Below are 14,885 nucleotides of genomic sequence, written 5' to 3' on the forward strand. Positions count from 1 at the left end.
TCTTTATATTCATTTTTGTTCCAAAATTTTCATTAGCATATTTAACACCTTGTTGGAATCCCCAGTTAAACTTTTGAGGTGCTGGTATTTCCATACCACCTATAAATCCTAGTTCTCCTTCTTTTAATTGAAGTGCTGTTGCAACACCTGCTAAGAATCCAGTTTCTTGCTCAGCAAAGAATATAGCAACTGTATTATCAGCTACAACTGGTTTAAAGTCTCCACTATGTGGATTACCATCTAGTATTACAAATTTAGCATCTTTATATTTATCTTGTGCTTTAAATACAGCTGTTTCAAATTTAAATCCAGGAGTAACTATAAATTTATATCCTGTGTCATAAAGATTTCCTATTTCTTTAATATAATCAGCTTCTGTTGTTCCAGTTGGTTTTAAATAATTAGTTTCAACCTTTAAATCTGTTTGTGCCTTCTTTATACCTTCCCAAGTACCTTGGTTAAATGACTTGTCATCAATAGTACCTGCATCAGTAACCATACCTACTTTTAAGTCTTTTTTAGTTTCCTTTGATGCTTCTCCACCTTTGTTACCACAACCTACTAAACCAGTAACCATAAGTGCTGAAAGTGTTAGTGCTATTAGCTTTTTTTTCATAATAATCCCTCCATAAAATAATATATAGCAATCTTTGATCTACAAAGAAATGCATCGTTTTAAATTATAATACTTGCGATTGATACCGCTTACAAATAAAGTTAAAGTTTTATTTACTTACTTTTTCTTCAGATCCATTTAAAATTAATTTAGGTGGTATTTTTATACGAGTTATTTTATTTTTTTCTTCTGATTCAAATATCTCTAAAAGTAGTTTAATAGCTGACCTTCCTAGTTCTATAGGTGAATCCTCTACATAAGTTAAATTAATTCCAACTATATCTATGAATTCAATTTTATTAAAACCAACTAAAGCCATATCTTTAGGAATTTTTTTATTTTTTTCAAATAAAGCTTTAATTGCACCTAAAGTCATCATATTACTACATGCAATTAATGCTGTAGGTGGATCTTCCATTTCTAAAAACTCTTTAGTTATTTCATAAGCTTTATCTAGATTAAATTTTCCTTCTTTTATATATTTAGTTATTATGGGTAAATTATTTTCCTTTAATGCTTTTTTATATCCATTTAATCTATTTATTGCCGAACTTGAGCTTATTATTCCTGTTATTATACCTATTTTTTTATGACCTTTTTTTATTAATAAGTCAGTTGCATCAAATCCACCCTTAATATCATCAACAAAGACTCCATTTAAATTTATATAATTTAAATCTGCAGAAACTAGTATAATAGGCATACTTGTACTCTTTATAATATCTATAAATATATCTTCGAACTTAGTGTCTCCAAAACCTGGAGTCATTATTACACCTTTTAATCTATGTTTCTTAACTTCATCCAATGCCTTTAATTCGCTTTTTATATCGTTATTAGTATTGAACAGTATTATATTTAAACCAACTTCTTCTGCAATTTTACTTATACCCTTTATTATTTCTCCAAAATAAGGATTTGTTATATCAGGAACTATTATTCCTATAGTGCTAGTCTCCCTTCTTGAAAGGCTTCTAGCTATAGCGCTTGGAACATAATTCATTTCTTCTATAACTTTTAAAACCTTTTCCTTAGTTTCATCTTTTACATATGATGAATTATTTAAGACCCTAGATATAGTTGCAGAAGAAACACCTGCTTTTTTTGCTATATCATCTATAGTTACTGCCATTTCAATTCTCCTTATACATTTAATGAGATTAGCAAAATTTCCCTTATATCCATATTATATATCTATTTCATTCACTTATACTAGCCCTAAATTTTATTATATATAACTTTTGATAATTTTTTCTATATTCTCAGATGTAAGTCCATGCTTTTCTAATAATTCATTAGGTGTACCTGATTCACCAAACAAATCATTTATTCCAAGCTTAATAACCTTTGTTGGCTCAAATTCTGCTGTAACGCTAGCTACTGATTCTCCAAGTCCTCCTATTATTGAATGTTCTTCACATGTAAGTATAAACTTAGTTTCTTTGGCAGCCTTTATTATGATTTCCTTATCTATAGGTTTTATAGTTGGCATATGAATTAATCTTACATTAACTCCTCTTTCTTTTAAGTTAGAAACTGCTTTTTTCGCCATAGCTGTCATTATACCGGTAGAGATTATAGTACAATCATTACCTTCTTCTATAGAAATCCCCTTGCCATATTGAAAACTGTAATCATCATCAAATATATCTTCACTATTAAGTCTCCCTAATCTTATATATATAGGTCCCTTATAGTTAGCTGCAAACTTAACTGCTTCTATAGTTTCTTTTTCATCTGCTGGAACTAATATCGTCATATTAGGTAATGATCTCATAAGTGCTATGTCTTCTATAGATTGATGAGAACCACCATCTTCACCAACTGTTATTCCAGCATGAGTTGCTGCTATTTTTACATTAGCCTTAGGATAGCATACTGAGTTTCTTATTACTTCAAAAGCCCTACCAGATGCAAAAACTGCAAATGTACTGGCAAAGGGAATTTTTCCATATCTAGCTAATCCAGCACTCATCCCTATAAGATTTTGCTCCGCAATTCCTGCATTTATAAATCTTTCAGGATAAGCTTTTGCAAAGTCACATGTTTTTGTAGATTTAGAAAGATCTGCATCTAAAACTACTATATCTTCATTTTCTTTTCCTAACTGAAGAAGTGCTTTTCCATATGCCTCACGTGTAGCTATTCCCATATTTATTCCTCCCTTATTTCATTTTCTATTTCATATAATGCTTTTTCTTTTTGATCACTATTAGGAGCTGTTCCATGCCATTCAACTTTATTTTCCATAAAAGAAACTCCCTTACCTTTTATGGTATTAGCTATAATAACGGTTGGCTTACCTTTTGACTCTCTAGCTTTTTCTAACGCATTTTCTATTTCGTCAAATTTATGTCCATCTACTATTTCTACATTCCATCCAAATCCCTTAAACTTTTCATCTAAAGGCTGAACCTTCATTACATCATCATTTTTCCCATCTATTTGCAGTTTGTTATTATCTATAAATGCTACTAAGTTGTCTAACTTATAATGCGCTGCACTCATAAATGCTTCCCAAACTATTCCCTCTTGTAGTTCTCCATCACCTAAGATAGCATAAACTCTATTTCTATCTTCATTTATTTTTGAAGCTATAGCTAAACCTACTGCATTAGATATTCCTTGTCCCAATGATCCAGTAGAAATATCTACAGCTTTTATCTTTTTACTATCTGGATGACCTTGTAAAATGGATCCAATCTTTCTTAAGTTTTTCACTTCATTTTTATCAATTAAACCCTTTTCAATCAAGGTTGAGTATAAAGCAGGAGCTGCATGCCCCTTGCTTAATACAAAATAATCTCTTTCTTTACTATCTAAATTATTTTTATCTATATTCATTTCTTTAAAATATAGATATGTTAGTATTTCTACAGCTGATAATGATCCACCAGGATGTCCTGATTTTGACTCAGCTATCATTTCTATTATATTTTTTCTTATATTTATAGAATGTTCTTTTAAATCATTATACATAAGAATGCCTCCTACAAATTATTTAGATGATTAGGAATCCTATATTAAAATTTTTGATATTAATAACCTTTAACTTCTTCGTTATTCATTATCTTTATTATAGAACTTGTTCCAAGCCTTGAAGCACCCTTGTCTATAAATTCTTCTGCTTTCTCAATACTCTTTACTCCACCAGCAGCTTTAATTTTTACATCTTTACCAACATTTTTTCTAAATAACTCAATATCTTCTATTGTTGCTCCACCTGTGCTAAAACCAGTAGATGTTTTTATAAAATCTGCACCAGCCTTAGTTACACAATTACATAACTCAATTTTCTCATCTTCTGTTAAAAGGCAAGTTTCTATTATAACCTTTAATATCTTATCTCCACATGCTTCCTTTATCTTTTTTATCTCATCAGTTATAAAATCATAATTTTTATCTTTAACCATACCTAAATTTATTACCATATCAATTTCGTCTGCACCTTTTTCTATTGCATCCTTAGTTTCAAAAACTTTCACTTCAGTTGTATTATAACCGTTAGGAAATCCTATAACTGTGCATATTTTCAAATCATCATTTACATATTCTTTAACTCTTTTTATAAATGATGGTGGAATACAAACTGATGCTACTCCATACTTAATTCCATCATCACATATATCTTTTATTTCACCCCATGTTGATGTTTGTAAAAGTAATGTATGATCAACTGTCTTTAAGATTTCTTTTATATCCATTATTTATCTCCTATCTATTTTATTTGTATTTATTAAACTACTCAATTATTTTATATATTATTTCATTTTTAGATGGTTTTTCATTTGAAATTGTATATGCTGATAATAACATTTCTTCAGATTTTTCGATTCTGTTTTTATCACTAGTGTATATTGTAGCTAATAAATCTCCTTTATTAACATAACTACCCATCTTTTTAGCTAATATTATTCCAGCTCCATAATCTATTGAATCATCTTTAGTTTCTCTTCCAGCTCCAGCTAGTAATGATGCTATTCCTACTTTTTCTGCATTAAGCTCATATACATAGCCTTCTTCTTGAGCCTTAACTTCATGTACTACTTCTGAAATAGTAAATAAGTCTTTATTTTCAATTACTTTTACATCTCCACCTTGGTTTATAACAAGTTCTTTTAATTTTTCAAGAGCCTGTCCATTTCTAAGTACTTCTTCTAATACTTCTCTACCCTTATTTACATCTTCTTCTACATTAGATAATTTAAGCATTTGAGCACCAAGTCTTAAGCATAATTCTCTTAAATCTTCCGGTCCTTTGTCACTTAATACTTCAATTACTTCTTGTATTTCTAATGCATTTCCTATTGCATGTCCTAAAGGTTCTCCATTTAAAGTTATAGCTGCTGAAGTATTACGATTTAAACCTTTACCTATAGATACCATTGCTTCAGCTAATTTTTCAGCATCTTCTTTAGTCTTCATAAATGCTCCATCACCATATTTAACATCTAGTAATATGGCATCTGAACCTGATGCAATCTTTTTACTCATTATACTTGCAGCTATTAATGAAATACTATCTATAGTTGCAGTAACATCTCTAAGTGCATATAATTTTTTATCTGCTGGAACTATATTTTGTGTTTGGCCTGCTATAACAAGTCCTGATTTATTAACAAAATTAATAAAATTCTCCTTGCTTACATTTATATCAAATCCTGGTACTGCTTCAAGCTTATCAAGTGTTCCACCAGTATGTCCTAAACCTCTTCCTGATAACTTAGCTACTTTTGCACCTGCTGCTGCTACCATTGGAACTAATATTAAAGAAGTTTTGTCTCCAACACCACCAGTACTATGTTTATCAACTTTAATACCATTTATTTCACTTAAATCAACTACATCTCCAGATTTTATCATAGCCATAGTAAGGTTAACTGTTTCTTCCTTGCTGAAGCCATTTATATATATAGCCATTAGTAATGCCGATGCTTGGTAATCTGTTACATCTCCTTTTGTATATCCCTCTATAAAGAATTCTATCTCTTCTTTACTTAATTCTTTATTATCTCTTTTTTTTGCTATAATATCAAATGCTCTCATGTTTACCCCTCCATTTAATCTTTATATTTATTTACTTTAACCCAGTCATCAAGTTCTTCCTTGCTTTTAGGTATAGTTAACTCATCATTTACTATTTTTGATTTTATTTTTTTAACTGTTTTCATTACATATGGATCTAATTCCACTTGCGACCCTTCTCTAGTAATATCTATAATTCCTTCTTTTAATCCCGATAAATGAACACCATCATTCCAACTGTTATCCTTTACATATTTAATTTCATTAAATATAATTTGATTCATATATCTTGTAGCTGTGGAAATTATAACATTAGGTTCAAAAAAATTCTGATTTTCATCTACTCCAAAGGCATATCCTCCAGATTCTTTTGCCGCTGAAAATACTCCTAGTCCAGAAGCTCCTGCTAAATGTTGAATATATTTAACACCTTTACTATACATTAAAAGTGCAGTTTCTCTAGCCTTTAACGGATTCTTAAAATCGTTTACTACTGCAGACATAACTTCCCCTTCAGGATTAACATATTTAAATCCTGCCTCAAATCCAATTGCTCCTTCTCTTAAATGAGGGACTTCCATTCCTAATATTATTCCAGCCTTTGGCATAAAACCACTAGCTTCATACTCTTTTTTGCTTAATATACCTGAAATAACACCATTTAAAAATGCTTGTTCTTCCCATCTTGTATAAATAGAGCTTACATTATTTGCTTCAAGCTTAGAGTCTATTAAAGTAAATTTCTGATTTGGAAATATTTCTGAAACCGCTTTCACATCATTTTCTTGTTCAGGACCAATAGCAATTATTAATTGATACTCCTCTGTTTCTGCAAATTCCATTAGACTCTTTTCATATTCCTCAGGATATATTGGTTCAGCATAATCAAATTCTATACCTAACTCCTTTTGAGCTTTTAATAAACCATCATAGATCAAGTCATTAAATGATTTATCACCTAATCCACTACCTGTAAAAACTACTGCTATCTTTAAAGTTTCTAAATCTTTTCTTTCCTTTAGATTATTATTCATATTAACACCTAAGGATGTTGCAAAAAATATTATTAAAGCTAATATTAATGAAACTATTAATATTGTATCTATTTTTTTAATCATTTACGCTCCTTTTCATTGGATAATAACCTATAATATTTTTTTGTTAATATAATTATACATAAATAAACGATTACTTTATATAAATAATATTGATATTATTTATAATTATTTGGATATAATTTTACTGTTAAAGTATAATTTCTAATATACACTTGTAATATATTGATTTTTCAGAATTTATTTGACATTTCATTATAATATAATCAATATCTATCTTCTTCTGGAGAAACTCCAGTGTACTTTTTATAGTTTTTCGAAAAATATCCTGCATTTGAATATCCTACCTCTAATGCAATTTGAGATATCTTCATATCTGTCTTTTTTATAAGCTCACTAGCTTTTTTTATTCTATAAATTGTTAGATAAGTACTAAAATTTTCACCAACTTCTTCTTTAAAAAGTCTAGAGAAATACTCATGTGATAAATATACATGTTTAGCCACATCTATTAATGAAATATGATTTTTATAATTATCATCTATATACTTTAAGGCCTTTTCTATAGATTTGGAATATTTCTTAGACTTAATAATTTCTTGGGAGTCTAATACCTCTTCTTCTTTTTTATTAATTTCAACTTTTATTTTATTATTAATTTTGCTTAGTATCTCCTTCAGTTCCTTTGGTCTAATATCTGATTTTATTAGATATTCGTAAACCCCACAACTTATTGCTTCCTTCGCATATGAAAATTCGGCAAAATTAGTTAGGATTATTATATATACCTCTGGCATTAATTCTTTTATTTTTCTAGATAACTCTATTCCATCCATTATTGGCATTTTTATATCTGTTATAATAACATCTGGCTTGGAACTTATAGCTAGATCATAGGCTTCTTTACCGTTATTTACACTACCTATTACATTAAACTCATCTGAAATATTTTTTATAGTATATCCTATCCACTCTCTTATTGGAGCCTCATCTTCAACAACTAATATATTCAACATATAAATCCTCCTTATTTAGGTAATTTAAATATAACCTTTGTTCCATTTCCTTCTTTACTTATAACTTCTATTCCATATTCTTTTCCGTAATTTAGTTGTATTCTTTCATGTACGTTAATTAATCCAACTCTATTTATAGACTCTTTATTGTTAAATAAATTATTTATTTGACTACTGCTCATACCCTTGCCATTATCAATTATTTCTAATTTTATAAATTTATCTTCTATATATCCTTTTATTTTTATTATCCCTCTATTATTTTCACTTTCCATACTATAAAATATAGCATTTTCTACAACTGGTTGTAATATTAATGCTGGAACCATCACACTTTTTATTTTATTATCTATATCAATATCAACTGTAAATCCATTAGGATATCTTATTTTTTGGAGTTCTACATATGTCTTAATTATTTCTATTTCATCCTCTAAAGAAATTAACTCACTAGCCCTCGGCAGTATATTTCTTAGAAGCTTGGAAAATTTATATAGCATTTCCTCTGCCTCTTCATTTTTATTCATAGAAACCAAAAATCTAACACCACTTAATGTATTATATAAAAAATGAGGATTAATTTGAGCTTGTAAAAAGCTTAATTCTGCAATACGTTTTTGCTTCTCTTTTTCCTTTATTTCTTCTATTGAATCATCTAACCACTTAACCATATCGTTAAAAGATTCTTCTAATTTACCTATTTCATCATCTCTATCAACTTCAACCTTAGCTTTTAAGTCTCCATTCATAACCTTTCCCATGGTATTTTTTATATTTATAACTGGCTTAGTAACCCACACGGAAATTTTATATATAACTATAAATGATATAATTATTACTAAAATTAGAGTTAATGAAAACTTTTGTGTTATTTGCTTTATAGGTTGCCTAACTATATGTAATGGAATTTCTTCTACTATTGACCATCCATACCTATCTAGAGTTGACACCATTTTCATATACTTTATACCGTCTCTTTCAAATATAGAGTACCATTCCTCAGTTTTTAAATGCTGTCCATAATCTAATTCTTTATAATAATTATTACCTATTAATCTTTTGTCTCTACTTGATATTATATCGCCTTTTAAATCTATTATATATATATTTCTACCATCTTTTATTATTTTATTATATCTATCATATAACATTTTTTCACTTACATCCATTATTAAAACGCCTAATGTTTCATCTGTAATTAAGTCCTTTATTAATCTACCCATTCTAAATATACATTTGTATGGGCCTATACCCTCTTCATCTTCAAAAGTGCTAATAAGTACAGTATTCCCATCAGCTTCTACTATTTCATTATACCAAATTTCATCTTTTATAGAGTTTATGTTATATTTATTTTTAGCATAGGTACTAAAATTCAAATCGTTTTCAGAAATTACATATAGTTCAGGCTTCATGTTATACTTACCATATTTCCATACCTGTTCATTAAGTAGTCCCTCTACATACTTATCAGCATTTATAAAATCCTCATCTCTCTTCATTACTTCTTCCTTAGGAATTGATAATACACTAATTAATTTATTATCTTCAACAATATTATTGCCTATCTCTTCAATATTAGATAAGAGTATTGAGATATTATCTGATATTTCTTGTAGAATTTCATTATTCATTTTTCCAATTTCTATTTGAACTATTTTATTAGTATCCTTTATTGCCCAAACTCCTATTACTACTGAAATAGTTATTATGAATAGAATTAAAAGCAAACACAATTTTAAAGTTATACTCTTTATTTTCATAAATTCTTATTCCTCTTTACCATTCTTTTATACAAATCATTTTACTAAATTTATATTATATATGTCTATCTATTATTTAAATAAAAAATACTGAGAGTTCTATAACCTCTCAGTATTTTCAACATTTTTTAATTATATTTCATTAATGAAGCCTTTATTAATCCAATAAATAATGGATGTGGTCTATTAGGTCTTGACTTCAGCTCAGGATGAAATTGAACAGATACATACCATGGATGATCTTTAATTTCAACAATTTCAACTAACCTTCCATCTGGGCTAGTTCCTGTAATATCCATACCAGCTTCTTTTATTACTTTTCTATATTCATTATTAAATTCATATCTATGTCTATGTCTTTCATAAATTAATTTATCATTATAAACATTATAAGCTGTACTATTCTCATCTAATTTACATGGATATAATCCCAATCTCATTGTTCCACCTAAATCTTCTACATCTTTTTGATCAGGCATTATATCTATTACTGGATATTTAGTTTCACAATCAATCTCTGCACTATTTGCCCCTTCATATCCTAATACATTTCTAGCAAATTCAATTACTGAACATTGCATTCCTAAGCATATTCCAAGGAAAGGCTTCTTATTTTCTCTTGCAAACCTTATGGCCTCTATTTTACCTTCAATTCCTCTATCTCCAAAGCCTCCAGGAACTAAAATTCCATCACAATCTCCTAAGGCTTCATTACTATTATTTCTATTAACATCCTCTGCATTAATCCACTTAATTTCTACATTACAATTGTTAGCTAAACCACCATGATTTAAAGCTTCAACAATTGATATATATGCATCATGTAACTCTACGTATTTACCAACTAAAGCTATCTTAACATGTTCTTTTAAGTTCTTTACTTTTTGAACCATATCAATCCATTCAGAATTATCTATATCTCTACATCCTAGTTCAAGTTTTTCGCAAACTAATCTATCTAATCCTTCTTTATGTAACATAAGTGGAACTTCATATAAATGTTCCGCATCTAAATTTTGTATAACACATCTAGCTTCTAGGTTACAGAATAATCCTATCTTGGATTTTATATCTTCAGATAACTCCTTTTGTGATCTACAAACAATTATGTCTGGTTGTATTCCTATACTCCTTAATTCTTTAACTGAATGTTGAGTTGGCTTAGTTTTTAACTCTCCCGCTTTCCCTAAGTATGGAACTAAAGTAACATGTATAAAACATACATTTTCTCTTCCAACTTCATATTTAATTTGTCTTATAGCTTCAAGAAATGGCTGGGACTCAATATCTCCAACTGTTCCCCCTATTTCTGTAATTACTACATCTACATCCTTTTCTTTAGATACTCTATAAACCCTTTCTTTTATAGCATTTGTAATATGCGGTATAACTTGAACAGTTCCACCAAGATATTCTCCTCTTCTTTCCTTAGATATTACAGACCAATATATTCTACCAGTTGTAACATTATTGCTTTGGCTTAAATTTTCATCTATGAATCTTTCATAATGTCCTAAGTCTAAATCTGTTTCAGCACCATCGTCTGTTACAAATACTTCACCGTGTTGATATGGACTCATTGTACCTGGATCAACATTTAAATACGGATCAAATTTTTGTATAGAAACCTTTAGTCCTCTATTCTTTAATAATCTACCTAATGATGCTGCAGTTATGCCCTTTCCTAAAGAAGATACTACTCCTCCTGTTACAAATACATATTTAGTTTTCATACTATTCCTCCAAAAAAATAAAATTTTTAATTTATTTTCTTGACACTAAATCCCCTGTTTGATATAATCATAATTACCTCACTATTTATGATGGGTTTATAATGCCTAAATTCAATAAGTAGTATAATATCACAGATAAACAATAAAATCTAGTGTTTTTTTGTTATTTATTTTATATTATTTTATTTAAACCCTCTTCTATTTTAAAATACATTTCTCTAAACTCCTTATTAACCAATAACTTTTCTTGAGCTTTATTAATATTATAATTAATGCTCTTATCACTAATTATTTCTAACATTTGCTTTACTTTCTCTTTATCAAGGCATTTATAATTCTTTAATAACAAAAGAAATAAATATTTATTTTCTTTCTTTTTTAATATTTTACTCATTTCTGTTGCGTCAATTCCTAAGTGTGCACATAAAACATTTATAACTATACTCGCTTTGTCTAAACTATTTGCACAATTCACAATATCACCTCTTATTTTTTATATTATTATCATATTTCATAGTATTTATTCAATAAGAACACTTTATTATAAAATAAAAACCTTAGTAATAAAGCTTTATCTTTATTTGCTTTATCACTAAGGTTTTTAATTATTAATTAGCTTTTATATTTACAGCTAATTTAGTCGTTATAGGAGGTTGACCTGCAAGTTCAAGAGAATATTTAGCTACTATATTTCCACCATTCTTGTCAATAGCAATATCTAAATCCTCAGTATGTATCTGTAAATCTAAAACTCCATAAGGGGTATTATATAGGGATATTGATGTTTCACCCTTTTTAAAGTCCATTTTTGCACTAGTACTTCCTTCTCTCTCAAGAATTAATGCATCATCTAACATTGTTAAAATAGTTGTCGTCCCATCCATACCTGATATCTCTGTTTCCTCATATACTGCTTTAAATCCATCTTCAGTAACAAAGAACTCTCCAGGTGTTACAACTTCTATTACGTCTTCTGTATCTAATTCATTAAAACTCTTTAATGATATAACCGCATTCTTATTCATTTACTACCTCCGTTTATTTTACAGAAATTAAATATTTTAAAAGTTCTTTTTCCTCTATAGAATTTACTATTCTGGATTTAGTAAATCTACTTCCAAAGCTTCCATGTTTAACTTCTATTTCTTTTTCATCTTTTCCCTTACTATATCTAGCTGCTATCCTAGCGCCCAATTCTATATTCTCTTCTGTTTCATCCCCAATAAGTACAACTAAAGATCCTGAGAAATTTGAAACTAAGAACCTCGTATAATTTTTATCTAAATATTTCTTTATTTCTTTTGCTTCCTCAGCTGTTCTTGCTGATATTATCTTTGTATTTTCATCAATTCTAAAATGTCTACCATATCTTAATAATGATATTTCATTTTCAGTAATATTTTCATTTCTACACAGTAGATCTTTAAGTCTTACAGAATAATTAGGTTCCGTTAGCTTACATCCACCTGCTGGAGATGGGTACTCCTTTATTCCCCATTTATCTGCTAGCTCAATTTGAATTTTCCTGGATCTTCCTGATATATCTAAAAGTTTCTCTCTATCTACAAGTCCATTTAACTCCATTTCAGTAGGTTCTAAATTTTTAGCACATAACGGTCTTAATATTTTATCACTAAAGCCTGACTCTTTTTTAACTATATTTAATGCTTGTCTATTTTGAGACATAGGTCTCTGATTTAACACTTCTCCAGTAATTATAAAATCAGCATTAAACTTTTTTAACATATATCCTGAATAATTCATCATCATCGCATGACAATCTATACAAGGATTCATATTCTTACCAAAGCCATGTTTTGGTTTTTTAACCATACTCATATGTTCATTAGAAAAATCAATTACTTCTAGTGGTATATTTATTTGTTTAGTCATTTTCTTTGCACTTTCTTCACTAAAGAAATAAGATTTAAAGCAAATACCTATAACATCTATCCCCTGATCCTTTATTAATTTTGCCGCTAAAATACTATCTAGTCCACCAGATATCATAGCTAATGCTCTCGTCATTTAATTTCCCCCTAAACTCGACATTTATATCTATCATATAGTTTAAATTTATTACTAAAATTTATCAACATTTATATTTTAACTTTTAAAGTTTATTTATCCTCTGCTTCATTATTTTTAGATAAAAACTCAAAAATTTTAGATTTAAATTTTATATTATTATCTTTATTTTTACTTTTTTTATTGCCGTATTTTTTTTCATTAATTAACATTTCCTCAATATTTTTAGAGTCAACAGCATCCTTAGTTCCATCAACAAAACATAGAGGAGGAAACATTACACACCACCAATTTTGTCCTTTAGATTCACCAATAAGAATTCTATAAGCTTCATATTCACCTTGTGGAAAAATTAAATCTCCGTAAGCTTTATCTGGAAAACTTTCTCTCGAAAGCATACTCGTTACCTCATAAGAATATCCATTCTCGCTCACTACACTTCTAGCTATATATTCTATATTATCTTTATTATCTATAATAAACTTTCTTGCCTCACTTAAATCTTTACAATTTTTTAAATTTCCTGAAACATATTCTATAACCTTATCTCTAACTTTTAACTTTAAATTTTGATCTTCTTCACTATCACTATTAGCTATTACATGAAATCTTATTATTTCATTAACTATATCCTCATAAACTAATTCCCTATCTTCTTCTAAGCCTTGTCCAACAACAGAACTTGAACAACCTGAGATACCAAACATAAAAAACATTAAACTAATCACCACTATAATCTTCTTCATATTACAAAACCTCCTCATAGCTAAATTATTACCATTTTTTAGGAGGTTTATACTTATAAATTAAATTGTTCTTGTAATAAATACATCATTATATTTTTCTTTCATCTTCTCAAAGCATTTTTGAGCCTTAAGCATATCATCAAAAAAGGCAAAAACTGTAGGCCCACTACCACTCATCATAGTTCCTACTGCTCCAAAATATCTCATTTCCTCTTTTATATTTATTAAAACTTTATGTTTTCTTAAAGTTACGTTCTCTAATAAGTTTCTCATATTATTACATACTGTTTTTAAATCATCATTTTTTATAGCCTCAATTAAAACTTGTGTATTAGGATGATTTTTGGCTCTATCTAAATTAAATTCTTGATATACACTCTTAGTTGAAACTCCAAATGGTGGTTTTACTAATACTACAATCTTATCTTTAAATCTTGTAAGTTCAGTTACCTTTTCTCCTATCCCCTCACATAAAGCAGTCCCACCTTTTATACAATAAGGAACATCTGCCCCAAGTTTTAACCCTAATTCCATTAGCTCTTCATCAGATGCATTAATATTAAATAAATTGTTCATTATTTTCAAAACTGCTGCACCGTCCGTACTTCCTCCTGCTAATCCAGCACAAACAGGTATATTTTTCTTTATGTATATATTTACTCCACTATCTATATTATATGTTTCTTTAAACAACTTAGCCGCTTTATAAGCCAAATTCCTTTCATCTGTTGGTACATAAGGCCTATTACATTTTATATTAATTCCTTCTTTTTGTTCTTCTATGCTAATTTCATCATATAAGTCTATAGATTGCATAATCATCTCTAATAAATGATATCCATCTTCTCTTTTTCCTATTATATCTAAAGATATATTCACCTTAGCATAAGCTTTAATTCTCAT

15 protein-coding genes are annotated in these 14,885 nt (G+C 28.5%); all 15 read right to left on the minus strand.

Going from position 1 to position 14,885, the window contains the following annotated elements; genetic code table 11:
• Positions 1-616: BMP family lipoprotein (locus ACYUEX_RS17920; protein WP_460289370.1), on the minus strand; the 616-nt coding region annotated here is incomplete at its 3' end.
• A gap of 109 nt (positions 617-725) precedes the next feature.
• The gene (locus ACYUEX_RS17925) at positions 726-1,748 is read right to left on the minus strand and encodes a LacI family DNA-binding transcriptional regulator (RefSeq protein ID WP_460289371.1); all 1,023 of its coding nucleotides are present in this window, start codon (positions 1,746-1,748) and stop codon (positions 726-728) included.
• A gap of 96 nt (positions 1,749-1,844) precedes the next feature.
• Positions 1,845-2,768 carry a transketolase family protein gene (locus ACYUEX_RS17930; RefSeq protein ID WP_460289372.1) on the minus strand — a complete coding sequence of 308 codons (924 nt, stop codon included), beginning with the start codon at positions 2,766-2,768 and terminating at the stop codon, positions 1,845-1,847.
• A gap of 2 nt (positions 2,769-2,770) precedes the next feature.
• Positions 2,771-3,595, minus strand: a complete 825-nt coding sequence (locus tag ACYUEX_RS17935) for a transketolase (protein WP_460289373.1) — start codon at positions 3,593-3,595, stop codon at positions 2,771-2,773.
• Positions 3,596-3,654: 59 nt separating this feature from the next.
• Positions 3,655-4,320: a deoxyribose-phosphate aldolase gene (gene deoC, locus ACYUEX_RS17940; RefSeq protein ID WP_460289374.1), complete on the minus strand. Its 666-nt coding sequence runs from the start codon at positions 4,318-4,320 to the stop codon at positions 3,655-3,657.
• Between the two features lie 37 nt (positions 4,321-4,357).
• Positions 4,358-5,662: a pyrimidine-nucleoside phosphorylase gene (locus ACYUEX_RS17945; protein WP_411169011.1), complete on the minus strand. Its 1,305-nt coding sequence runs from the start codon at positions 5,660-5,662 to the stop codon at positions 4,358-4,360.
• Positions 5,663-5,676: 14 nt separating this feature from the next.
• The gene (locus tag ACYUEX_RS17950) at positions 5,677-6,759 is read right to left on the minus strand and encodes a BMP family lipoprotein (RefSeq protein ID WP_460289375.1); all 1,083 of its coding nucleotides are present in this window, start codon (positions 6,757-6,759) and stop codon (positions 5,677-5,679) included.
• A 203-nt stretch (positions 6,760-6,962) separates the two neighbouring features.
• Positions 6,963-7,712, minus strand: coding sequence for a response regulator transcription factor (locus ACYUEX_RS17955; protein ID WP_460289376.1), 750 nt, complete (start codon positions 7,710-7,712; stop codon positions 6,963-6,965).
• Between the two features lie 11 nt (positions 7,713-7,723).
• A complete protein-coding gene (locus tag ACYUEX_RS17960) occupies positions 7,724-9,475 on the minus strand; it encodes a sensor histidine kinase (protein WP_460289377.1) in 1,752 nt (583 codons plus the stop codon).
• A 128-nt stretch (positions 9,476-9,603) separates the two neighbouring features.
• Positions 9,604-11,208, minus strand: coding sequence for a CTP synthase (locus ACYUEX_RS17965; RefSeq protein ID WP_460289378.1), 1,605 nt, complete (start codon positions 11,206-11,208; stop codon positions 9,604-9,606).
• Between the two features lie 172 nt (positions 11,209-11,380).
• Complete coding sequence (locus tag ACYUEX_RS17970; protein WP_460289379.1) at positions 11,381-11,683, minus strand: hypothetical protein; 303 nt, start codon at positions 11,681-11,683, stop codon at positions 11,381-11,383.
• A 133-nt stretch (positions 11,684-11,816) separates the two neighbouring features.
• Positions 11,817-12,233, minus strand: coding sequence for a YwiB family protein (locus ACYUEX_RS17975; RefSeq protein WP_460289380.1), 417 nt, complete (start codon positions 12,231-12,233; stop codon positions 11,817-11,819).
• A gap of 13 nt (positions 12,234-12,246) precedes the next feature.
• Positions 12,247-13,236 carry a tRNA 4-thiouridine(8) synthase ThiI gene (locus ACYUEX_RS17980; RefSeq protein WP_460289381.1) on the minus strand — a complete coding sequence of 330 codons (990 nt, stop codon included), beginning with the start codon at positions 13,234-13,236 and terminating at the stop codon, positions 12,247-12,249.
• 92 nt (positions 13,237-13,328) lie between these two features.
• Positions 13,329-13,982 (minus strand): stage II sporulation protein R, encoded by a 654-nt coding sequence (gene spoIIR / locus ACYUEX_RS17985; RefSeq protein ID WP_460289383.1) that lies wholly within the window; start codon positions 13,980-13,982, stop codon positions 13,329-13,331.
• 60 nt (positions 13,983-14,042) lie between these two features.
• Positions 14,043-14,885 carry a 4-(cytidine 5'-diphospho)-2-C-methyl-D-erythritol kinase gene (ispE, locus tag ACYUEX_RS17990; RefSeq protein ID WP_460289384.1) on the minus strand — a complete coding sequence of 281 codons (843 nt, stop codon included), beginning with the start codon at positions 14,883-14,885 and terminating at the stop codon, positions 14,043-14,045.

Source organism: Clostridium sp. CTA-7 (genome assembly GCF_054768095.1).

Coding starts and splice junctions, on each gene's coding strand:
- ACYUEX_RS17925 (WP_460289371.1), bottom strand. CDS start 1,748: ATGGCAGTAACTATAGATGATATAGCAAAAAAAGCAGGTGTTTCTTCT.
- ACYUEX_RS17930 (WP_460289372.1), bottom strand. CDS start 2,768: ATGGGAATAGCTACACGTGAGGCATATGGAAAAGCACTTCTTCAGTTA.
- ACYUEX_RS17935 (WP_460289373.1), bottom strand. CDS start 3,595: ATGTATAATGATTTAAAAGAACATTCTATAAATATAAGAAAAAATATA.
- deoC (WP_460289374.1), bottom strand. CDS start 4,320: ATGGATATAAAAGAAATCTTAAAGACAGTTGATCATACATTACTTTTA.
- ACYUEX_RS17945 (WP_411169011.1), bottom strand. CDS start 5,662: ATGAGAGCATTTGATATTATAGCAAAAAAAAGAGATAATAAAGAATTA.
- ACYUEX_RS17950 (WP_460289375.1), bottom strand. CDS start 6,759: ATGATTAAAAAAATAGATACAATATTAATAGTTTCATTAATATTAGCT.
- ACYUEX_RS17955 (WP_460289376.1), bottom strand. CDS start 7,712: ATGTTGAATATATTAGTTGTTGAAGATGAGGCTCCAATAAGAGAGTGG.
- ACYUEX_RS17960 (WP_460289377.1), bottom strand. CDS start 9,475: ATGAAAATAAAGAGTATAACTTTAAAATTGTGTTTGCTTTTAATTCTA.
- ACYUEX_RS17965 (WP_460289378.1), bottom strand. CDS start 11,208: ATGAAAACTAAATATGTATTTGTAACAGGAGGAGTAGTATCTTCTTTA.
- ACYUEX_RS17975 (WP_460289380.1), bottom strand. CDS start 12,233: ATGAATAAGAATGCGGTTATATCATTAAAGAGTTTTAATGAATTAGAT.
- ACYUEX_RS17980 (WP_460289381.1), bottom strand. CDS start 13,236: ATGACGAGAGCATTAGCTATGATATCTGGTGGACTAGATAGTATTTTA.
- spoIIR (WP_460289383.1), bottom strand. CDS start 13,982: ATGAAGAAGATTATAGTGGTGATTAGTTTAATGTTTTTTATGTTTGGT.
- ispE (WP_460289384.1), bottom strand. CDS start 14,885: ATGAGAATTAAAGCTTATGCTAAGGTGAATATATCTTTAGATATAATA.